The organism is Ruegeria halocynthiae, from assembly GCF_000743705.1.
Lineage (GTDB): Bacteria > Pseudomonadota > Alphaproteobacteria > Rhodobacterales > Rhodobacteraceae > Ruegeria > Ruegeria halocynthiae_B.
The window spans coordinates 819,943-838,848 of record NZ_JQEZ01000001.1 but is presented as its reverse complement, the minus strand read 5'-3'; the positions used below and the strand labels follow the sequence as shown (position 1 = coordinate 838,848).

Genomic DNA, 18,906 nt, shown 5'->3' with positions numbered 1-18,906 from the left:
CTGCTTAAGTGACCGACGTAAATACGCCAGCCATCGCCTGCCAGAATCTCTGGCAGGTTTTTGGCCCGGGCGCTGAAAAAGCCCTGACCGACGCGCTGTCTCGGTCAGGGAATGACGCCGAAAAAGCCGCCGCTGACCTCAGCGAAAAGGGCTTTATTCCCGCCGTTCAGGATGCCAACTTTGAGGTCAAGGATGGCGAGCTGTTCGTTATCATGGGCCTGTCCGGTTCTGGCAAATCAACATTGATCCGCTGTATCTCGCAGCTGTTGCCGGGCACGGGGGGTGAGATTCGTGTCGATGGCGAGAACGTCATCGGGGCCTCGAAGAAAGCCCTGACCGAATTGCGCCGTAAAAAGCTGGGAATGGTATTCCAACATTTCGGTCTGTTCCCGCATATGACCGTTGCCGAAAACGTGGCCTATCCGCTGCGTGTTCAGGGCATAGGCCGCAAGGAGCGCCTTGCCCGCGCGCAAGAGGTGATCTCGCTGGTTGGCCTTGAAGGGCGCGAGGACAGCTTCCCGCGCCAGCTTTCGGGTGGTCAGCGTCAGCGTGTGGGGATCGCACGCAGCCTTGCCGTGAACCCTGACATCTGGTTTCTGGACGAGCCGTTCTCGGCGCTTGATCCGCTGATCCGGCGTCAGTTGCAGGATGAGTTCCTGCGCATTCAAGCGACGCTGAAGAAATCCATCGTATTCATCACCCACGACATCGCCGAGGCGCTGAAACTGGCCGATCGCATCGCTATCATGCGCGATGGCAAGATCGTTCAGATCGGCACACCGACGGATATCGTGCTGCGCCCGGTCGATGACTATGTGCGCGAGTTCTCCAAGGATGTGGCCAAGGGGCAGCACGCCAAGGTCGCCTCGGTCATGCGGGACGAAAGTGAGTGCGGCCCGGATGATCCCGGTCTGACCACGGCGATGACGCTGGACGCCGCGTTGGCGCATTGCATGGAGCTGTATGAACCCGTGCCGGTGCGTGACGAAAGCGGCGCGGTCGTTGGAACAGTGCATCCATCTGATCTGGCCGCTGCGTTGCAGGTGGATGAATCATGACTGCCGTCACGGATACCCCTTCGCAGCAGGTGCATTTGACGGTCGGGGCCAAGGCGGCGCTGATCACGGTGATCGTTGGCGCGCTGTGTCTGGCGCTGGAAGGTGCCGCGCCCTGGTTGGTCAAATGGCCGACCGCATGGGAATTGCCCGCGACTGAGTGGGTCGGCACATTCCTCGATTGGTTCCTGAACGGGATCAAACCGGCGATGCGGTTGTTTTCCGACCTGATGACCTATCCGATGGATGCGGCCAACTATGTGTTGGGCAACACGCCGTGGCCGATCCTGATCGGGCTGGTGACGGCGCTGGGCTGGTATCTGGGCGGGTTGCCCATGGCGGCGCTGGGCTTCGTTGGCCTCAGCTTTGTGCTGGCCTCGGGGTATTGGGTCGAAAGCATGAATACGCTGGCGCTGGTGGCTGTTTCCGTTCCGGTCGCGCTGACGGTGGGCGGGGCCATCGGCATCCTCGCCAACGAAGTGCCCAAGGTGAAATCCTTTGTGCAGGCGGTGCTGGATGTCATGCAGACGGTGCCGACATTCGCTTATCTGACGCCTTTGCTGTTGCTGTTCGGCTTTGGCCCGGTGGTCGGGCTGATCGCCTCGGCCATCTATGCCGCACCGCCGATGGCGCGCAACGTGATGCTGGGGTTGGAACGGGTCGAGCCCGAGATCAAAGAGGCCGCCATCATGTCCGGCGGCACGCGGTTCCAGCAGCTGTTTCAGGTCGAAATCCCTGCGGCGGCCACACAGATCATGGTTGGTGTGAACCAATGCCTGATGGCCGCCCTGTCGATGGTGATCATCGCCGCCGTGATCGGCGGGTTCAACGATATCGGCTGGGAAGTTCTTTTGACCATGCGCAAGGCACAATTCGGCGAGGCGCTGATGGCCGGGCTGGTGATCGTTGTCTTTGCTGTGGTGATCGACCGGATGAGCGGCACGCTCGCGACTGAGCGCAAGCGCTATGACCAGCGTGTCGTCTGGGCCGTGCTGGGTTTTACCGTGCTGTTCACGGCGGCCTTCTGGGCGTGGCTGCCCAACCCGTCCGAGCTGACCATACTGGATCCGATGGCCGATGTGATTGACAGCGGCCTGACCGCGTTCACGCAGGCCAATGGACCGTGGCTGGACGCGCTCAAGAACAACTCTCTGTTCTATGTGTTGCTGCCGTTGCGGATTGGCCTTGATCAGGCGGTGCTGCCGTTTACATGGGGTTTCCAATGGACCCCGGGCATGAGCTATGGGCTTTTTGCCGTAGGTGCAGGTATCGCTGCGTTGATGGCGTGGCGCGGGCGTCTGACCGGCGGTCTGGTGGTGCTGATCCTGATTGGCATGTTGGAAACTGGTATCTCGAACCTGCCATGGCCCTTTGTCCTGACCGCCACTGCTGCGTTGGGCTGGGTTGCGGGCGGTTGGCGTCTAGCGGTGCTGTCGGTGGGGCTGCTGTGCACCATCCTCGTCTCGGGCCTGTGGGAGAGGGCGCTGCTGTCGCTCTACCTCAGCGGCGCGGCGGTGTTTTCGTGCGCCGTGGTGGGCGGTCTGATCGGTCTGGCCAGTGCGGTCTGGGGGCCGGTGTGGAAAGTGGTGCGCCCGATCTGCGACATGCTGCAGACGATCCCGCTGTTCGTCTTTCTGATCCCCGTCCTGATGGTGTTTCAGATCGGCGAGTTCTCGGCCTTCCTGGCGATTTGCGCCTATGCCATCGTCCCGATGATCCGCTACACCCGCCACGGGCTGATCAACACCCCGGAAGAGATGATGGAGGCCGCCATTTCCAGTGGCGCGACCGAGTGGCAGATCATGCGTGATGTACGCGGGCCTTATGCCGCGCCGACCATCCTGCTGGGGCTGAACCAGACCATCCTTTATGCCTTTGCCATGCTGGTGATCGCGGCGCTGATCGGGACCACCGGTCTGGGCCAGTCGATCTATCTGGCGCTGGGGCAGGCGGATGTGGGGCTGGGCATCTCGGCCGGGGCGGCAATGGCCATTCTTGCGCTGATTGCTGACCGCATGGTGCAGGGTTTTGCCGAAGAGCGGCGCAAGGCGCTGGGTCTGTGAACAACGGGCAGGGGCGGTGCAGCCGCCCCTGTTTCCTGACTTGATTTCGGACAAGGACCACCGCGTATCCAAGTCTTAAACCGGGCGCAACATGTTCGGAGATTGCCATGACCGGCTGGGGTCTTTTTCTTGCAGCACTAATCACCTTTATGCTGAGCCATGTCATCCCGACGCGCCCGACGATGCGTGGGTGGTTGATTGAATCATTGGGGCGCAGGGGGTATTTCACCGCCTATTCCGTGCTGTCCCTGCTGGTTCTGGGGTGGCTGATCATTGCAGCCGCGCACGCCCCGTATATCGAGGTCATTCCCCCGCTTCCCATCTTTCGCTGGGTCCCGGTTTTGATCATGCCAGTTGTGTGCTGGCTGGCGGTTGCGGGTCTTTCGATCCAGAACCCGTTTTCATTCGGCGGGTTGGGGCATCGCCGGTTCGATCCCGAAAACCCCGGTATCTTGCGCACCACGCGCCACCCGATCCTGGCGGCGCTGATGCTGTGGGCTTTGGCACATCTGCTGGCCAATGGCAGCCTGTCACACGTCATTCTGTTCGGCTTGTTCACAGGTTTTGCAGGGATAGGCATGACCACCATCGACCGCCGCAACATGCGCGTGATGGGCGGCGAATGGATGCGCCTGTCGCGCAACACCGCGCGCCTGTCATTGCGCGCACCTCGACCCTGGCCACGTCTCTGGGTGAGGCTGATTTCAATTATCGTTTTTGCGGTTCTGCTTCACCTGCACGCACCTGTGATCGGTCTATCACCACTTCCATAACGCGCAGGAGTGGCCGGACACCGGTATGCGTGCTATCTGGAACGTTACACTTTTGGACAATGAGGGTCTCTGGATGTATCTGGCCTATGTCACCACCACCGATCGCGGCGCAACTGACCGCCTGCTAAGCGCAGCTGCCGAGCATCTGCTGAACACGGGCGCGCGGCTGGCAGGTGTGGTGCAAACCAACACCGATTGCGTCGACAGCAGCAAATGCGACATGGACGTGCGAGTACTGCCGGAAGGCGAGACCATCCGCATTTCGCAGTCCCTGGGCACGCAGTCGCGCGGCTGTCGCCTTGATCCGGCGGCGCTAGAACAGGCGGTTGGCTATGTCACGGCTTCGCTGACTGATGCGCCTCAGTTGCTGATCATCAATAAATTCGGCAAGCATGAGGCTGACGGGCGTGGTTTCCGCCCTGTAATCGCCGAGGCGCTGACGCTGGATATCCCGGTGCTGGTCGGTGTGAACGGATTGAACAAGGAAAAATTCGAAGCCTTCACCGATGGTGCCGCCGAGCAGCTGTCGCCAGAGTTGGAAGCCATCACTGCGTGGCTTGACCGCGTAACAGCCCAACGGGCGGCTGCGGCCTAAGGGAAGCTCCCGTAGGGTAAGCCGCTGTAATCCTGACTTGTTTCAATTCCTATGTGCTGCAATCCTCAAACCCGGAGGAGAAAGCACATGTGGACCAACTGGGCCGGAAACCAGCGTGCGCAGACATTAATCACGCGCCCGTCGTCAGTTGCGGAATTGCAGCGGGTGGTGGCGCAGCCAGATAGTCTGAGAGTTGTAGGGGCGGGGCATTCGTTCACCCCAATCGTGGCCGGGGCGGATCGGATTCTTGATCTGTCGGGGTTGGACCTGCCCACGCTGGGAAAGGTCGGTGAAAACCGGGTTTGGGTGAATGCAAATGCGCGCTTGTGGGATCTCTCTCCGGCGTTGGCGGATCATGGTCTGGCATTTCGCAATCTTGGGGACATCAACGCGCAATCGCTGGCGGGTGCGGCGTCGACCGCGACGCATGGCACCGGGCGCAGCTTGCCCTGTCTTGCCGCGGAAATCACCGCCGCCAAACTGGTCGGTGCAGACGGAGATATTCTGTCCACCGACGATGTCCCGCTTGAGATGGTGCAGGTCTCGCTGGGGCTGTTGGGTGTTCTGACCGAGGCGCAGGTATCTCTGGTTCCGAAATACAATCTGCGGCGACGCGTACGGTTGGCCCGGATTGAGGACACGCTGACGCATATGCACCAGAAATGGGCAGACCATCGGAATTTCGAATTTTTCTACCTTCCGTTCACAGGCAGGGCCGTGGAAATCCAACACGAACTGACGGCGGACCCTGAAACCAAGGCACCGTTCGATCTGGATATGATCGCGGTCAAAGCGCTGAAACTTGCACGCAACGCCGGTCGGATCAGCCCTGGCCTGCGCAGAATGTTGCTGCATCTTCTGACCCTTGCGCAATCGGATGAGGATTACGTCGGCGAAAGCTGGCGTGTTCTTTGCAGCGATCGGCGTATCCGGTTCAAAGAGATGGAATATCACCTGCCGCCCGAAGTTGCAGAGGATGTTCTGCAAGAGGTTCTGACGCGCCTGCACCGGAATCATCAAGACATATATTTCCCAATCGAGGTGCGCCAGACGGCGGGCGACACCGCCTGCCTGTCGCCGTTTCAGGGCGGGCCGCGCATTTCCATTGCCATACACAGTGATGTGGATGAGGATCACGCGCCGTTCTTTGACGCCATTGAGCCGCTGCTGGTTGAGGCCGGGGGCCGACCGCATTGGGGCAAGATGCACAGTCTGACCTACAATACGCTGTCCGAGCTGTACCCTGATTTCGACCGCTTTTGCGCGTTGCGGGAACAGCTTGATCCGGCGGGTAAATTCCTGACACCCGCCCTTGCCCGACTGTTTCAGCCATGAGAGGCGCATACCTGCAATCCTTGTCGGAAACCCTGCGCGCCCATGGGGTCGACAAGCCCGTCGCTGTGGTTGATCTGGACAGGCTGGACGCCAACTGTGCGCGGGTGCTGGAGGGGGATTCGGGCCTTGATCGGCGGCTGGTCGCCAAGTCGCTGCCATGCAGGCCACTGCTGGATTACATCCGAAAGACTATCCCCACCTCTGGCCTGATGACATTCTCGGAACCGATGTTGCTGTCGCTTTTGGAGGCTGAGCCAGAGACCGATCATCTGATCGGAAAACCCTTGCCCGTAAGTTCAGCGGCGCATGTTCTGGCCAAACACCCCAACGCCGCCGCGCGTGTGCAATGGCTGATCGACACGCCGGGTCACTTGCGGGATTACCTGAAGCTGGCCGAAGAGAGGCAATCCCCCCTGCGCCTGTCGCTAGAGCTGGACATCGGCCTGCATCGCGGCGGTCTGCACCCGGATCACGTGGCCGATATCGCGCGGGCCATCACCTCGCACCCCTACGCGCGCCTATCCGGGGTGATGGGGTACGAGGCGCATCTGGCCAAACTGCCCGGCATTCTGCGCCCAAAAGCCGCGCGTTCCAGCGCCGAGGCGTTCCAGCGCGCGGTCGCCGCTTTGCCGGGCGCCGGGGCCGGGCTGTGCCTGAACACCGGCGGCAGCCTGACCTTTCAGTCCTATCTTGCGGGCGGGGCCGCCAGTGAGGTCGCCTTCGGCTCTGTCCTGGTCAAGCCCAGCGATTTCGATCACGCCGCAACCCGGAATTTTCAGCCCGCCGCGTTTATCGCGACACCGATTCTCAAGACCATGCCAGGTAACGCTTTGCCGGGCCTGGAGTTTTTGCCTCGACCAAAAACAGATATTGCGGTCTTTGGCGGCAACTTCCTTGCTAAGCCTGTATTACCGAAGGGTTTTCGGTACTCAACGGTTTTTGGCCGTTCCAGCAATCAGGAAGTCTGGACCGGTCCGCGTGCGTCTAACGTTAAGCCGGGCAACATCGCATTGCTGTGGCCAAGCCAGAGCGAGGCCGTGCTGAACCAATTTGGTCACATGCTGACCGTCCGGGGCGGGCAGGTGATTGATGAATGGTCGTGCTTGCCAAGTTAGGCTTCGTCTATCCCGCAAATAGTGCTTCGGCGGAGCGGCGCGCCTCTGGGTCGCGCTTGATCTCTTGATTATAGGGTAGCTCGGCCAGTTCGGGCACCGACTGAAGCAGGATCGCTGCGTTCAGGTCTCCGTCGCGGCGCAAGGCGGGTGAGATGCGCATGCTGCGCGACGTCAGGTAGCGATCATTGAATGGGCTGAGGGTGAAATATCTAGGCATTCCATTGAACATTATGCCCATCGAGTTGGGCAGGATATTCTCGAACCACGAAAGATCAAATGCGACGGGGCGTGTGCCGTCGGGCAGCGTGTCCATCCAGGTCATGATCTCTCTTTCCCAGAAAACGGCGGGTTGAATTCCCTCTGGTGCCCGTAACCGCAGCCGACGAACCAAATGAGCGAACCGAAACGCGTTCTGACCCTTCCATTGAAACGCTCGGTTGATGTCCATGACGTTACCACGCATTGAGATCTGGCCATCCGGCAGGAAATCTTCCGCAATCAACTCACGATGACCCATGATCGGTGAGTGGTGGCCGGTGCGCAGCGAAAACAGGTTTTCTTTACGGGAAATCTCGGGCGCAGAATCCGGAGACTCGGCCAGCGTAACCCCATCGATGAGCTTTGGTGTGAAGCCGAGCCTTTCTCCAATCTGCGCTGCTAACATGCAGTCTAGCGAGGACATATAGTTTGTACGATGTGTATAAAACGCGCTGACATGCCCAAGGTGATCCTTGGCGGAGGCGAGCAGCGCCCTGCTGTCATACCCACCCGTTACCGGAATGACGGACCGGAAGGACCGAGCAAGTGCGCCAACGGTTGCCCCCAGGCGTGTCACGATATCCGAGGCGACAGCATCAATGTCTGCATCTTCAGCAAACGGGGCCTCTGACCGAGGCCAATGACGGTATTGCTGATACCGGTCAAGATTCAGCGAATGATTGGGGCGGGCCAGCCGGATGTCGCGATCAGCAGTGAAGCCCAGCGTGAAATTGGTTGTCCCAGACAGGACGTCTTCGGTCCGAATGTATCGGCCCGGGGCGATGGGTCGGTCCAGCACCATATATGGAGATGAACCGATATGCCCCGTCTTGGGGTCATAGAAACACGGCAACTCTAGTGTCGGATCGAAATACAGCCTTTGCTCGTGCCCGAGCCTGCTGAAAATAACAAAGCGCCCGGCCAGATTTTCAAGCCAGTCTTCCAGATCGCGCCAAGTCCCAGTAGCACCAAAGTCGATCTGCGTGTCGTTTGTAACGACGGTTCCGTTGTCTACAGCGATCCCCAGTATCAACAATTCTAGCGCGTCATCAGTGCATTCGGGATGCGCCACATTCAGCCGAGGGCTGTGATGCACCTTGAACGGAGCAAAATTCTTGCATTCCCAACCTTCAGGCGTGGGTGCGTTGTCCATTCGGGCGGCATATTGATGCGGGAAAACTTCGTCAAAGGGCAGGCCCAGATTTTGCGCTTCTTGTACCGCTTGTAACATCTGCTCTCCGAGGTTTTTTGCTGAGCAATACGTTGAAATTGTTAAAAAGCGCCTGACACTTCCGAGGTTGCAAGCAAGTTAGCAGGCACGTGTTTCCAGTTCTAGAGGGAAGACCGTGGCACCGGTAATTCATGCGAGGATTTTGCTCGCCAACTGTAACACGTCGTCGCCAAAACGCACCTGGCCAAGGGACGGGCAAGCAGCGGTTTGATCGGTCATCTATCTGAGAAAAATGGTGGGCGACCCTGGAATCGAACCAGGCGTGCGTCTCCGCGAGGGAGTTACAGTCCCCTGCCACACCTTGCGGCCTGTCGCCCACTGTCAGGCGTTGCACCTGACGTGGAGGCGTGATTACTAGCGCCTTAAAGGAGCGTCAACAGGAAAATTTCGCTTTGGCGCAGGAAACCGAATTCCCGACCCGGAGGTCCAGGAAATGAAGAAACCCAAGTGGGTTGTTGAAAAGGAACAGGCGCGCAAGGCGGCGGCTGCAGAAACCGTTTGGTTGTTCGGTCTGCACGCCGTGCGCGATGCCCTGATGAACCCGAAACGACAGAAATTGCACCTGATCGTGACGCGAAATGCGCAGGATAAGCTTGCAGAAGCCATTGAATTTGCAGGGATCGAGACCGAAATGGTCGATCCGCGCAAATTTACTGCGCCGATTGATCCGGGTTCCGTCCATCAGGGCGCCGCGCTTGAGGTCAAGCCGCTGGATTGGGGTGGGCTGGCCGAGAACTGTATCGGGCGCGAACATCCGCGTGTGATTCTGCTGGACCGGGTGACCGACCCGCATAATGTTGGCGCGATTCTACGTTCGGCCGAGGTTTTGGGGGCCAGTGCCGTGATCGGCACGCGCCACCATTCCGCGCCGGAAACCGGGGCGCTGGCCAAAACCGCCAGCGGCGCGCTGGAACGTCAGCCTTATCTGCGGATGCGCAACTTGGCGGATGCGATTGTCGAGTTGCAGAACATGGGCTTTCTGGTTCTGGGGCTGGACGGTGAGGCAGAAGACACCATCGAAACCGCGTTGGCCGGAAAGCTGGACCATCCGGTGGCTCTGGTACTGGGGGCCGAGGGACCTGGACTGCGGCAAAAGACCAAGGAAACCGTTGATCAATTGGTGAAAATCGACGCATCCGGTGGGTTTGGATCGTTGAACGTCTCAAATGCTGCCGCAATTGCCCTATATGCATCCAGGCACAGATAGATAGGAGAGACCCATTTCCAGCCCGTCCAAAATCGCCACCTGCTGTTATTGTGGAACCCGCGCGGCGCTGGTTCTGAAGGGGCAGCAACGCCATGAGCTGAGTTGTTCCAGCTGCGGTGCGCCGTTGCACGACCTCAAGATGGTTCCCAAACGGAAACTGACTGAGGGAAAGTCGAAACGAAGCACCTCAAACGGAGCGGGGCAGTATAAGAAAAAGAAGCAAAAGAAGAAAAAGGGCATTTTTGCGCGGGTTCTGGATGAAGCATGGGATGTGATCGAAGACGTCTTTGATTGATGCGATGCCCCGGCGACACGTGCGATCACAACCGCGTTAATTGGGGTTTCACTTGGTGGGAAAAGTTGCATCTTGATACCCTGATCATTTTTACCTTGGCTTGATTATGCTGACCCGACGTTTCCTTTGTGGCGCGATGGCCGCCACCCTGTTTATCCCTGCTGCGAAAGCGCAGGAAATGCCCGTGTATTTTGCGACCGACGGTGCCGCAATGGCGGGGTATGATGCTGTGTCCTATTTCGATGACGGCGTGCCGTTGCGGGGGCACCCGGAATACAGGGTCGTCTGGAAAGGCGCGGAATGGTATTTCGTGTCAGCCGAAAACCGCGACGCGTTTGAACGTGATCCGCGCGCCTTTGCGCCCCAGTTCGGTGGATATTGCGCCTATGCCATGGCTCAGGGGCAGTTGATCAGCACGGACCCCACGGCCTGGCAGGTGGTTAACGGGCGTCTTTACCTGACGCACTCACCGGCGATTGAGCAGATGTGGCGCAGCGATACCGCCGAATACATCCGTATGGCCGAGGCCCATTGGCCGGGTATCCTGTACGAACAATAGGCGATTTTCCGCCTTTTGTGATCTGTCATCACAAAAATGCGCGCCACCTCTTTTTTTTCCGAAACCCATGCTTAAATGTCACAATGACCGCGGAACGGAACTGCCGCGGGTCATTTCACTGTCCCTCGTTCCAACAACTGGCGCTCAGGTTCGACCTGGGCGCTTTTTTCTTTTGTGCCCACCGCCTAGGGTGCCTGTATGACAGATTACTCGGACGCATTCCTGAAACAGATACTGCAACGCACCAAGGTTGTGGCCGTGGTCGGTGTTTCAATGAACCCGGTGCGACCCAGTTATTATGTGGCGCGCTACCTGTCGCTAAAGGGGTATTCGGTCATTCCAGTCAATCCGGGCCATGCAGGGGCCAAGCTGTTTGGTCAGACCGTGCGCGCATCGCTGTCCGATATTTCTGAACCTGTTGAGATGGTAGATATCTTCCGCCGGTCTGAAGCCGTGCCGCCAATCGTTGACGAAGCTTTGGCCGCTTTTCCAAACCTGCGTACGATCTGGATGCAGATTGGCGTCGAGCATGTCGAGGCAGCCGCCAAGGCGCAGGCACGGGGTGTCGACGTGGTGATGAACCGCTGCCCCAAGATCGAATATCAGCGGCTGTTTGGCGAACTTCGCATGGGTGGATTTGCTACCGGAGTGATCTCGTCCAAGCTTTGACAGCTCAGGTGCCGGGCAGGGGCGTTAGCCGGGCGGCTTGCTCTCGTCGGCGTTTTTCCAGAACCGTTTCGCGCGGAACCCACTCGTACCGTGTGTCATCGGGCAGTGGTGACCAATACAGCACACCGCCATAGCGCCATGGGTCCAGCACCACGCCGTCATACATCGTCTCGCCTTTGCGGCTGATGATGGCTGTGCTGTGGTCAATTCGAAACGGGTTATCCGCATTGGCAATCGCGCGATGCATGTCCAACGTCTGGAACTTTTCCTGTTTCAAGCGGCGTTCGATATCCTCGGCCCAATGCCAGCACAGGCCACGGGGCCGCAGGCCCTTGTTGACCTTGGCGTTATGGATCAGTGGCGGGTCGGTGATCTGATAGTCCTGCGCCAGCTGCGCGGTATAGGAATAGGCGATGCGGGCGGCGCGATCTGCCTCTTCGGGATCGACATCGGGGCCGAGGTTGCGGATTTCTGCCACCAAGCGTTGAACCTCATCCCCGGTCGGCGGCGGCGGTGTCGAACAGGCCCCAAGCGTCACAATCGTCAGCAATGCCAGCACAAAGGCCAAAGCTCTGGTCATTTACGCTTTCCTTGATCTGCGCCACTTCGACCCCGAACTATACAGGGCCGGGGGATCGGGTGAAACCCGCCTGCTTACCCGTTGGGGCGCGCGGCTTTCTCGACGATCCCGCTGATGCCCTGACGGCGCGCCAATTCGGCAAGCACGTCATCCAGCGCCACGTCTCGCGCAGCCAGCATGACCAGCAGATGATACAGCACATCCGCCGCCTCAGAGGTCAGTTTTTCCCGGTCGCCCTTGGCCGCTTCGATAATGGCTTCGATGGCCTCTTCGCCGAACTTCTCGGCGCATTTTTCGGGGCCTTTGGCCAGTAGCTTGGCGGTCCAGCTGGATTCCGGGTCGGTGCCTTTGCGGGCTTCGATCGTTGCGGCCAGATCGTGTAGAATGCTCATGTCAGCCTCATGGGGATACCTGCGGCGGCCATGTGTTCCTTGGCCTCGCGGATGGTGTATTCGCCGAAATGAAAGATCGAGGCCGCCAGAACGGCGCTGGCCCCGCCTTCGGTTACGCCTTCGACCAGGTGATCCAGATTGCCGACACCACCCGAGGCGATCACCGGCACATCCACCGCGTCCGAGATCGCGCGCGTCAGGGGCAGGTTGAACCCTGCCTTGGTGCCGTCGCGATCCATCGAGGTCAGCAGAATTTCCCCCGCACCCTTGGCGACGACGATTTTGGCGAATTCCACCGCGTCGATGCCGGTGGACTTACGACCGCCATGGGTAAAAATCTCCCACTTACCGGGGCTGACGGTTTTAGCGTCGATGGCGCAGACGATGCACTGGCTGCCGAATTGATCCGCCGATTCTGCGATAACATCAGGGTTAGCCACAGCGGCCGAGTTGAAGCTGACCTTATCCGCACCCGCCAGCAGCAGTGCACGCACATCATCCTTGGTGCGCACACCCCCGCCCACGGTCAGGGGCACAAAGCACTGCTCGGCCGTGCGCTGCACCACATCGAACATGGTGCCACGGTTTTCATGGGTGGCGTGGATGTCCAGAAAACAGATTTCATCCGCGCCGGCGGCATCATAGGCCTTGGCCGATTCAACCGGATCGCCCGCATCGCGCAGGCCAACGAAATTGACACCTTTGACCACGCGGCCATCGGCAACATCAAGACAGGGTATGATGCGGGTTTTCAGCATGGGACATCCTTTGTTGATGCACCTCTACCGTCAAAGCCTCAGTCTTTCCAGACGTGTTGGCAACCCGCACCCTGCCGGATCAATCCTGCAACCATTTGAGCGCTGAAAGAAGATTGGCCTTGTCATCGGTCCATGGCTCGGCCCCATCAGAAACCACGGCCTGCCATTTCCCATTTTGAACAAAACTGTCGATCCGGGCCCTCTCTGGGCTGATAATCGCAACTATCGAAGACGAGGCACCGGTTTTGAAGATGTTCGCGTCCAATTTGTCATTCTGACTGGCAGCATGTAGGCCAAGCTCATCTGCGATCCGCGCAAGCGGTCCGATCAGATCATAGTACCGATTGCTGATGTGAAAAACCAGGACCCCGTCAGGTGCCAGACGCTCTGTGTACATCCGGACGGCCTCAGTTGTGATAAGGTGCTGCGGGATTGCGTCTGAACTGTAGGCATCCAACACCAAAATATCGAATTCAAAGGTGTTCTGGGCCAAAACGATGCGCGCGTCACCAAGGTACGTTTTGGACTCTGGTGCGCATTCAGAAATGTAGGTGAATTTCGAAGGATCGCGCGCCACCCGATCGACCATGGCGTCGATTTCAAAAAAGGCCCATTCCTGAAAAGGAAGTTTATAGCAAGACAGCGCTCCGGTCCCCAAACCAACGATGCCGATACTTTCGGACTGACGCCCGAAGTCGGACGTAATGACCTGCGCCATCGGGCCGTTGGGGTGATAATAGGACAGCGGCGTTGGCCGCTTGCCAAAGTCCTCTTCGCGCTGCCAACCGTGCAACGTTGTGCCGTTTTGATAGATGCGGAAACCAGCGGTCGAATAAACAGAGTGGTTTCCAAAAAAGCTGCGATCTTGGAAAATCGCATTCTTTTTCGGGGCAAGTGCAGGCAGCATTAGCACCAGTATAAGAATGGCGACGCGCACCGGATTATGCCGAAACAGGATCAGGACGCTGACCAGCATTGCGATAGCGACGCTAGCACGCAAGGCTCCGGTTCCAAGTGGGTTGATGCTCCCGATCATGCCAAAAACTAGGAGCAACGGGAAACTTGTCACTAGGCCGATCGCTATGTTCCGCGGCGTGATCGAAGATTTACCCAGCAATAGCAGCCCGCCGGCAAGAATTAGGGTCAGCTGCGCTTCGATTTCGTGAGAGAATGCGACCGGGGCCACGATTGAATTGAACAACCCGCCCAAAGCGCCCCCCACCGACAGGGCGATGTAGAAGACGGTCAGTTGCCCTGCTGGCGGGCGCATTTCGTACAGCAGCCTGTGGGCATACAGGGCAATCACGAACAGCACGGGAACGTAGATCAGGATGATGATAGGGGCCGTGTGCTGATGAATAATATTGGACAGCAGCACCACACCAGCCGCCAATGCCAGCAGAAATGGGATGCGCAGGCCCTTTGCACTCAGATTTTTCCATTTCGCAAAGGCGAAAACAAACGACAGGATATAGGTCGCCAGTGGCACAACCCATATGAGCGGAATTGAACCAAGATCCGTGCTGACCTTGGTCGTGAATGACAGCATCGAGGATGACGGGACAAAGGCAATTGCCACCCAGATCGCGATCTGTTTCAGCCTTGGGCTGTCAGACGTGAATTCAGTCGTGACCGGTGTGGCGACACCGTGTGCACCGCGCAGTGCGATTAATCCGCTGGTGACAAGCAGGCCACCAAATACGACAAACCCCATGAACCACAGGTTGCTGGTTTCAGTGGCACCCAAAAGCGGATCGGCCACCAACGGAAAGGCCAAAAGGGCAAGCAACGAGCCGACATTACTGGCGCTATAGAGAAAATAGGGATCATCCGCAGAAGGCCCGCCCGAACGAGCATACCAAGCTTGCAGAAGTGGGGCATTCGCAGATAGGGCCGCAAACGGAAGGCCCACGCCCAAAGCAAACAATTCGAGGGTCTGCTACACGGTCGAGCCGGAGGCGTCGTAATTCCAACCCTCACTGATGGATAAGGGAAGGAACGACAAAGCAGCCAGCCAAAACGCGAAATGTGTGATGAGTTGCCACCGCAACGGCAGTAATTTTGTCAGAAAATGGGCGTAAATGTAGCCGACGATCAGGACCACCTGAAAAAACAGCATCGCCGTTGTCCACACTGCCGGAGCACCGCCGATATGTGGCAAAACCAGTTTGGCAAACAAAGGTTGCACAAAGAACAACAGGCTGGCGCTGACGAAAATAGTTGTGCAAAAACTGACAACTATCGCAATCCTGAACCAGGAGTTTCTGGAAATCTCCGTGCTCGTAACGCTCATGACTAATATTCCCTGCTCGTGTTTGTTGTCGTGACGTTAATCGCGAATTAAGGCCAGGTTGGGGCTGGTATGCGCAAAATGTCAGTCAGATCGCACTATTGTTCCTGATTTCTGCACGGTGCGCTTAGCAGCTCGACCTTAAGTTTCCTTTCAAACGGCAAAGCCCCGCCGATGCCAGACTTGTGATTGCTCAAACACGCAAAGCCGTGAAAACTGGGGTGAAATTCACGAAAGGAATTCCGATATGCGCAATCTGATACTGGCAACTATTCTGACTTTCGGAGGGACTCTGTCCGCCATGGCTGATGACATCATCAAAGTACAAACTGACAAATCCGTGACCGAGGCGCTGGACGCGCTTGAGGCGGCCGTGGGGAACGCTGGTGCGACCGTATTTGCCCGCGTGGATCACGCCGCCGGGGCGGAAAAGGTCGGGCTGACCATCCCGGCCAATCAGGTGCTGATTTTCGGAAACCCTGCGCTGGGCACGCCCGCGATGCAGATAGACCCGCGCGCGGGTTTGTTCCTGCCGCTGAAAGTGCAGGCCTACGAGGATGCCAACGGGCAAGTCTGGCTGGCGTATGAAGACCCGAAAGAGACGATGGACGAACTGGATGAGGTCGAGAAATCACCTGTCATCGAAAAAATGCGCGGCGCGCTGGCCAAACTGACGTCGGTCGCGGCGCAATAGAATTTCAGGATGCGCCTTCCGGTTGGCCGGTCGGCGCATCCTGCCTAGCGAATTTCGCTTGCCAGGCTGTGGCTCAGCTTACATCAGCCGTCGTGTGCGCCCAGAACCGCCAGCGCCTCGGCCAGATCAATTGCACCGTCATATAGCGCGCGCCCAGAGATTGCGCCGTTCAGGTCCACGCCGCAGTCACGCAAGGCGATCAGGTCGTCCAACGAACTGACACCACCCGAGGCAATCACCGGAATCGACACGGCGCGGGCCAGTGCCGCGGTGGCGTCTATATTCGGACCTTGCATTGCGCCGTCACGGTTGATGTCGGTGTAAATGATGGCAGCGACGCCGGCGTCCTCGAAGCTGCGGGCCAGATCGGTGACCTGAACGTCAGTTTCTTCAGCCCAGCCTTTGGTGGCGACCATGCCGTTGCGCGCGTCGATGCCCACGGCGACCTTGCCGGGGAATTCACGCGCGGCTTCACGCACTAGATCAGGGTTTTCCACCGCCACCGTGCCAAGGATCACGCGGGCCAGCCCCTTGCCGATCCATGTCTCGATCGTGGCCATATCGCGGATGCCGCCGCCCAACTGGGCAGGTACATCGCAGGCCTTCAAAATCGCCTCGACCGGTGCGGCATTGACCGGCTCACCGGCAAAAGCGCCGTTCAAGTCCACCAGATGCAACCACTCGCACCCGGCCTCGACAAAGGCACGTGCCTGCGCTGCGGGGTCTTCGTTGAACACGGTGGCCTTGTCCATTTCACCGCGCAGCAGGCGCACGGCCTGCCCGTCTTTAAGGTCGATGGCGGGGTAGAGGATCATGTCGGGCGGCCCTATATCAAGAATGTTCGCGCCGGATATCGCACAGGCAGGGCAGGGGATGCAACGCGACGCAAAGTCAATCTTGCCCGACGTAACGTGCCGGGTCAGACTGAACACAATTCAGGGAGGGAATAATGAAGAAATTTGCACTTGCAGCCGTCTTTGCCACCTTAGCCACAGGCGCACTGGCGGAAGATCCGGTAGATGGGCTGTGGAAAACCCAGCCGGGTGATACCGGCGGATATCTGCACGTAACCATTGCCGAATGCGGCAGCGCCATTTGCGGCACCATCGACACCGCTTTTGATGCCGAAGGCAATGAGCTGCTGAGCTATGAAAACCTGGGTAAACAGATCATCTGGGACATGGTGCCCGAGGGCGACGGTGCCTATGACAACGGCAAAATCTGGGCCCCGGATCGCGACAAGACCTATGGCTCGAAAATGTCGCTGGACGGGCAGAACAAGTTGACGGTCAAAGGCTGTGCAGTTGGTGGGCTTGTCTGCCGGGGACAGACCTGGACACGGGTTCAGTAACGCCTAAGGAGCCCAGGTCAGGAAATTTCCGATCATGCGCAAGCCCACATCCTGACTTTTTTCCGGGTGGAACTGCATCCCGACCATCGTGTCGCGGCCGATGACGGCCGTGACCTCTTGCCCGTATTCCACAAAAGCCAGCCGTTGCGCCGGATCAGTGACCCGAAAATGGTAGGAATGCACGAAATAGGCGTGATCGCCTGATTTGACACCTGCGAAAACCGGGTGCTCGCTTTCCAGAACCAGATCGTTCCATCCCATATGCGGGACCTTCAGCGCCTGATCGGATGGCTTGATCCGGACAACATCACCCGCAATCCAGCCCAGCCCGTCGGTTTCCCTGTATTCGTGGCCCGTCGAGGCCATCAACTGCATCCCCACGCAAATGCCCAGAAACGGGCGGCCTTTCTGTTCGACCGCCTCGACCATTGCGTCGTAGATGCCCTTGTGCCCGCGCAACTCGGCCGCACAGGCCGGAAAGGCACCATCACCGGGCAGAACCAGTCGGTCCGCACGCGCGACAACATCCGCGTCCGAGGTGACGATGACCTCACCCGCGTTCATCTCGCGCGCCATGCGCTGAAACGCCTTTTCAGCCGAGTGCAGATTGCCGCTTTCGTAGTCAATAATCGCCGTCAGCATTTGAGTCCTTTCTACGCGCAACGTGTCCGAGAACCGGTGCCCACATTTCGGGTTGCGCTTAAAGTGCGCCCTTGGTCGACGGAATCGCATCGGCCTTTCGCGGATCGGTCTCAACCGCCAGACGCAGGGCGCGCGCGACGGCCTTGAACGCGGCCTCGGCAATATGGTGGCTGTTGAACCCGTGCAACTGGTCGATGTGCAGGGTGATGCCGCCATGGGTGCTGAGCGCCTGAAAGAACTCGCGCACCAACTCGGTGTCGAATGTGCCGATCTTGGGGGTCGGGAGATCCACGTTCCAGATCAGAAAGGGGCGCGCCGACAGATCCAGCGCACAGCGCACCTGCGCGTCATCCATGGGCAGGTGGCATTCGCCATAGCGACGGATGCCTTTCTTGTCGCCCAACGCCTGCGTCAGCGCCTGACCCAGCGCGATGCCGGTATCCTCGACCGTGTGGTGATCGTCGATGTGGTAATCGCCCTTGGCGCGGATCGTCATGTCGATCAGCGAATGGCGCGCAAGCTGGTCCAGCATGTGATCGAAGAACCCGACGCCGGTCTGGTTGTCATAGGTGCCGGTGCCGTCCAGATTGACCTCGACCGAGATTTCGGTCTCGGCGGTTTGACGGCTGATCGTTGCGCTGCGCATGGGCGAATTCCTTTTGCTACAGGCGCGCTTATAGACGGGGATGGCCTGCCTTATCCAGACCAAGCGTGGCATTCGCCGCAAACTGTTGCAGGGGATTGCACGCACGCGCGCGCCGTGCCAGCCTGCGGGCAACTCAACCAACAAGGCCCGGCCCATGTCCACCTGCGTTTTCATCCAGATCCGCTGCAAACCCGGCACCACCTATAAAGTGGCCGAGGAAATCGCCCTGCGCGAAATCCACTCCGAGCTGTATTCGACCAGCGGTGAATTCGACCTGCTGCTAAAACTCTATATCCCCGAAACCGACGATGTAGGCCATTTCATCAACGAAAACCTGCTGGTGATCCCGAACATCGAACGGTCCCTGACAACGATGACGTTCAAGGCGTTCTGAAACG

At 58.7% G+C, this 18,906-nt stretch carries 22 protein-coding genes and 1 tRNA gene; 13 read left to right on the top strand and 10 right to left on the bottom strand.

The window, feature by feature from the left end; all coding sequences use genetic code 11:
* Positions 1–8: 8 nt before the first annotated feature.
* From JT51_RS04060 to JT51_RS04035, 6 genes are all read left to right on the top strand, one after another.
* Positions 9–1,058 (top strand): quaternary amine ABC transporter ATP-binding protein, encoded by a 1,050-nt coding sequence (locus JT51_RS04060; protein WP_037308124.1) that lies wholly within the window; start codon positions 9–11, stop codon positions 1,056–1,058.
* Positions 1,055–3,118, top strand: coding sequence for an ABC transporter permease (locus JT51_RS04055; RefSeq protein WP_037308121.1), 2,064 nt, complete (start codon positions 1,055–1,057; stop codon positions 3,116–3,118). The genes JT51_RS04060 and JT51_RS04055 overlap by 4 nt, the downstream gene beginning before the upstream one ends.
* A gap of 107 nt (positions 3,119–3,225) precedes the next feature.
* The gene (locus JT51_RS04050) at positions 3,226–3,891 is read left to right on the top strand and encodes an NnrU family protein (RefSeq protein ID WP_037308118.1); all 666 of its coding nucleotides are present in this window, start codon (positions 3,226–3,228) and stop codon (positions 3,889–3,891) included.
* A 73-nt stretch (positions 3,892–3,964) separates the two neighbouring features.
* Positions 3,965–4,486, top strand: a complete 522-nt coding sequence (locus tag JT51_RS04045; RefSeq protein WP_037308115.1) for a DUF2478 domain-containing protein — start codon at positions 3,965–3,967, stop codon at positions 4,484–4,486.
* 87 nt (positions 4,487–4,573) lie between these two features.
* Positions 4,574–5,821, top strand: a complete 1,248-nt coding sequence (locus JT51_RS04040; protein WP_037308113.1) for a D-arabinono-1,4-lactone oxidase — start codon at positions 4,574–4,576, stop codon at positions 5,819–5,821.
* Positions 5,818–6,936, top strand: a complete 1,119-nt coding sequence (locus JT51_RS04035) for an alanine racemase (RefSeq protein WP_037308110.1) — start codon at positions 5,818–5,820, stop codon at positions 6,934–6,936. The genes JT51_RS04040 and JT51_RS04035 overlap by 4 nt, the downstream gene beginning before the upstream one ends.
* 7 nt (positions 6,937–6,943) lie before the next feature.
* On the opposite strand, the gene JT51_RS22180 is transcribed toward JT51_RS04035, so the two are convergent.
* The gene (locus tag JT51_RS22180) at positions 6,944–8,425 is read right to left on the bottom strand and encodes a hypothetical protein (RefSeq protein WP_037308107.1); all 1,482 of its coding nucleotides are present in this window, start codon (positions 8,423–8,425) and stop codon (positions 6,944–6,946) included.
* Between the two features lie 233 nt (positions 8,426–8,658).
* Positions 8,659–8,742: transfer RNA gene (locus JT51_RS21720), tRNA-Tyr, on the bottom strand.
* 116 nt (positions 8,743–8,858) lie between these two features.
* On the opposite strand from JT51_RS21720, the gene rlmB reads away from it, so the two are divergent.
* The 4 genes from rlmB (at position 8,859) to JT51_RS04015 (ending at position 11,155) form a co-directional block, all read left to right on the top strand.
* The gene (gene rlmB / locus JT51_RS04025) at positions 8,859–9,632 is read left to right on the top strand and encodes a 23S rRNA (guanosine(2251)-2'-O)-methyltransferase RlmB (protein ID WP_037308104.1); all 774 of its coding nucleotides are present in this window, start codon (positions 8,859–8,861) and stop codon (positions 9,630–9,632) included.
* Between the two features lie 13 nt (positions 9,633–9,645).
* Positions 9,646–9,927: a hypothetical protein gene (locus JT51_RS22410; RefSeq protein WP_081894592.1), complete on the top strand. Its 282-nt coding sequence runs from the start codon at positions 9,646–9,648 to the stop codon at positions 9,925–9,927.
* 106 nt (positions 9,928–10,033) lie between these two features.
* Positions 10,034–10,486: a YHS domain-containing (seleno)protein gene (locus JT51_RS04020; protein WP_037308101.1), complete on the top strand. Its 453-nt coding sequence runs from the start codon at positions 10,034–10,036 to the stop codon at positions 10,484–10,486.
* A 198-nt stretch (positions 10,487–10,684) separates the two neighbouring features.
* Complete coding sequence (locus JT51_RS04015; protein WP_037308096.1) at positions 10,685–11,155, top strand: CoA-binding protein; 471 nt, start codon at positions 10,685–10,687, stop codon at positions 11,153–11,155.
* A 4-nt stretch (positions 11,156–11,159) separates the two neighbouring features.
* Here the strand turns inward: JT51_RS04015 and JT51_RS04010 are convergent, their stop codons facing one another.
* From JT51_RS04010 to JT51_RS22175, 5 genes are all read right to left on the bottom strand, one after another.
* Positions 11,160–11,735, bottom strand: coding sequence for a hypothetical protein (locus JT51_RS04010; protein WP_037308093.1), 576 nt, complete (start codon positions 11,733–11,735; stop codon positions 11,160–11,162).
* Between the two features lie 74 nt (positions 11,736–11,809).
* Positions 11,810–12,127, bottom strand: coding sequence for a phosphoribosyl-ATP diphosphatase (locus JT51_RS04005; protein ID WP_037308090.1), 318 nt, complete (start codon positions 12,125–12,127; stop codon positions 11,810–11,812).
* Complete coding sequence (gene hisF / locus JT51_RS04000) at positions 12,124–12,885, bottom strand: imidazole glycerol phosphate synthase subunit HisF (protein WP_037308088.1); 762 nt, start codon at positions 12,883–12,885, stop codon at positions 12,124–12,126. Before hisF ends, JT51_RS04005 begins: the two co-directional genes overlap by 4 nt.
* Positions 12,886–12,964: 79 nt before the next feature.
* Positions 12,965–14,674: a fused MFS/spermidine synthase gene (locus JT51_RS03995; protein WP_235216107.1), complete on the bottom strand. Its 1,710-nt coding sequence runs from the start codon at positions 14,672–14,674 to the stop codon at positions 12,965–12,967.
* A gap of 150 nt (positions 14,675–14,824) precedes the next feature.
* A complete protein-coding gene (locus JT51_RS22175; protein ID WP_235216106.1) occupies positions 14,825–15,178 on the bottom strand; it encodes a hypothetical protein in 354 nt (117 codons plus the stop codon).
* A gap of 244 nt (positions 15,179–15,422) precedes the next feature.
* On the opposite strand from JT51_RS22175, the gene JT51_RS03990 reads away from it, so the two are divergent.
* Positions 15,423–15,869, top strand: a complete 447-nt coding sequence (locus JT51_RS03990) for a DUF302 domain-containing protein (RefSeq protein WP_037308085.1) — start codon at positions 15,423–15,425, stop codon at positions 15,867–15,869.
* Between the two features lie 83 nt (positions 15,870–15,952).
* Here the strand turns inward: JT51_RS03990 and hisA are convergent, their stop codons facing one another.
* Positions 15,953–16,684, bottom strand: a complete 732-nt coding sequence (gene hisA / locus JT51_RS03985; protein WP_037308082.1) for a 1-(5-phosphoribosyl)-5-[(5-phosphoribosylamino)methylideneamino]imidazole-4-carboxamide isomerase — start codon at positions 16,682–16,684, stop codon at positions 15,953–15,955.
* 134 nt (positions 16,685–16,818) lie between these two features.
* Here hisA and JT51_RS03980 point away from each other — a divergent pair, with 134 nt between their 5' ends.
* Complete coding sequence (locus JT51_RS03980; protein ID WP_037308079.1) at positions 16,819–17,220, top strand: DUF2147 domain-containing protein; 402 nt, start codon at positions 16,819–16,821, stop codon at positions 17,218–17,220.
* Positions 17,221–17,223: 3 nt separating this feature from the next.
* Here the strand turns inward: JT51_RS03980 and hisH are convergent, their stop codons facing one another.
* Positions 17,224–17,862 (bottom strand): imidazole glycerol phosphate synthase subunit HisH, encoded by a 639-nt coding sequence (gene hisH / locus JT51_RS03975; RefSeq protein WP_037308076.1) that lies wholly within the window; start codon positions 17,860–17,862, stop codon positions 17,224–17,226.
* 58 nt (positions 17,863–17,920) lie between these two features.
* The gene (gene hisB, locus JT51_RS03970; RefSeq protein ID WP_037308073.1) at positions 17,921–18,508 is read right to left on the bottom strand and encodes an imidazoleglycerol-phosphate dehydratase HisB; all 588 of its coding nucleotides are present in this window, start codon (positions 18,506–18,508) and stop codon (positions 17,921–17,923) included.
* A 154-nt stretch (positions 18,509–18,662) separates the two neighbouring features.
* Here hisB and JT51_RS03965 point away from each other — a divergent pair, with 154 nt between their 5' ends.
* Complete coding sequence (locus JT51_RS03965) at positions 18,663–18,902, top strand: Lrp/AsnC family transcriptional regulator (RefSeq protein ID WP_037309458.1); 240 nt, start codon at positions 18,663–18,665, stop codon at positions 18,900–18,902.
* The last annotated feature ends 4 nt before the right edge of the window (positions 18,903–18,906 follow it).

What these genes read in the sequence shown, in the direction of transcription:
- JT51_RS04005 (WP_037308090.1), bottom strand. Translation starts at nt 12,127, where the DNA reads ATGAGCATTCTACACGATCTGGCCGCAACGATCGAAGCCCGCAAAGGC.
- rlmB (WP_037308104.1), top strand. Translation starts at nt 8,859, where the DNA reads ATGAAGAAACCCAAGTGGGTTGTTGAAAAGGAACAGGCGCGCAAGGCG.
- JT51_RS03965 (WP_037309458.1), top strand. Translation starts at nt 18,663, where the DNA reads ATGTCCACCTGCGTTTTCATCCAGATCCGCTGCAAACCCGGCACCACC.
- hisA (WP_037308082.1), bottom strand. Translation starts at nt 16,684, where the DNA reads ATGATCCTCTACCCCGCCATCGACCTTAAAGACGGGCAGGCCGTGCGC.
- hisB (WP_037308073.1), bottom strand. Translation starts at nt 18,508, where the DNA reads ATGCGCAGCGCAACGATCAGCCGTCAAACCGCCGAGACCGAAATCTCG.
- JT51_RS04020 (WP_037308101.1), top strand. Translation starts at nt 10,034, where the DNA reads ATGCTGACCCGACGTTTCCTTTGTGGCGCGATGGCCGCCACCCTGTTT.
- JT51_RS04010 (WP_037308093.1), bottom strand. Translation starts at nt 11,735, where the DNA reads ATGACCAGAGCTTTGGCCTTTGTGCTGGCATTGCTGACGATTGTGACG.
- hisH (WP_037308076.1), bottom strand. Translation starts at nt 17,862, where the DNA reads ATGCTGACGGCGATTATTGACTACGAAAGCGGCAATCTGCACTCGGCT.
- JT51_RS04050 (WP_037308118.1), top strand. Translation starts at nt 3,226, where the DNA reads ATGACCGGCTGGGGTCTTTTTCTTGCAGCACTAATCACCTTTATGCTG.
- hisF (WP_037308088.1), bottom strand. Translation starts at nt 12,885, where the DNA reads ATGCTGAAAACCCGCATCATACCCTGTCTTGATGTTGCCGATGGCCGC.
- JT51_RS03980 (WP_037308079.1), top strand. Translation starts at nt 16,819, where the DNA reads ATGAAGAAATTTGCACTTGCAGCCGTCTTTGCCACCTTAGCCACAGGC.
- JT51_RS22175 (WP_235216106.1), bottom strand. Translation starts at nt 15,178, where the DNA reads ATGAGCGTTACGAGCACGGAGATTTCCAGAAACTCCTGGTTCAGGATT.
- JT51_RS03990 (WP_037308085.1), top strand. Translation starts at nt 15,423, where the DNA reads ATGCGCAATCTGATACTGGCAACTATTCTGACTTTCGGAGGGACTCTG.
- JT51_RS04055 (WP_037308121.1), top strand. Translation starts at nt 1,055, where the DNA reads ATGACTGCCGTCACGGATACCCCTTCGCAGCAGGTGCATTTGACGGTC.
- JT51_RS04015 (WP_037308096.1), top strand. Translation starts at nt 10,685, where the DNA reads ATGACAGATTACTCGGACGCATTCCTGAAACAGATACTGCAACGCACC.
- JT51_RS04040 (WP_037308113.1), top strand. Translation starts at nt 4,574, where the DNA reads ATGTGGACCAACTGGGCCGGAAACCAGCGTGCGCAGACATTAATCACG.
- JT51_RS04035 (WP_037308110.1), top strand. Translation starts at nt 5,818, where the DNA reads ATGAGAGGCGCATACCTGCAATCCTTGTCGGAAACCCTGCGCGCCCAT.
- JT51_RS22180 (WP_037308107.1), bottom strand. Translation starts at nt 8,425, where the DNA reads ATGTTACAAGCGGTACAAGAAGCGCAAAATCTGGGCCTGCCCTTTGAC.
- JT51_RS04045 (WP_037308115.1), top strand. Translation starts at nt 3,965, where the DNA reads ATGTATCTGGCCTATGTCACCACCACCGATCGCGGCGCAACTGACCGC.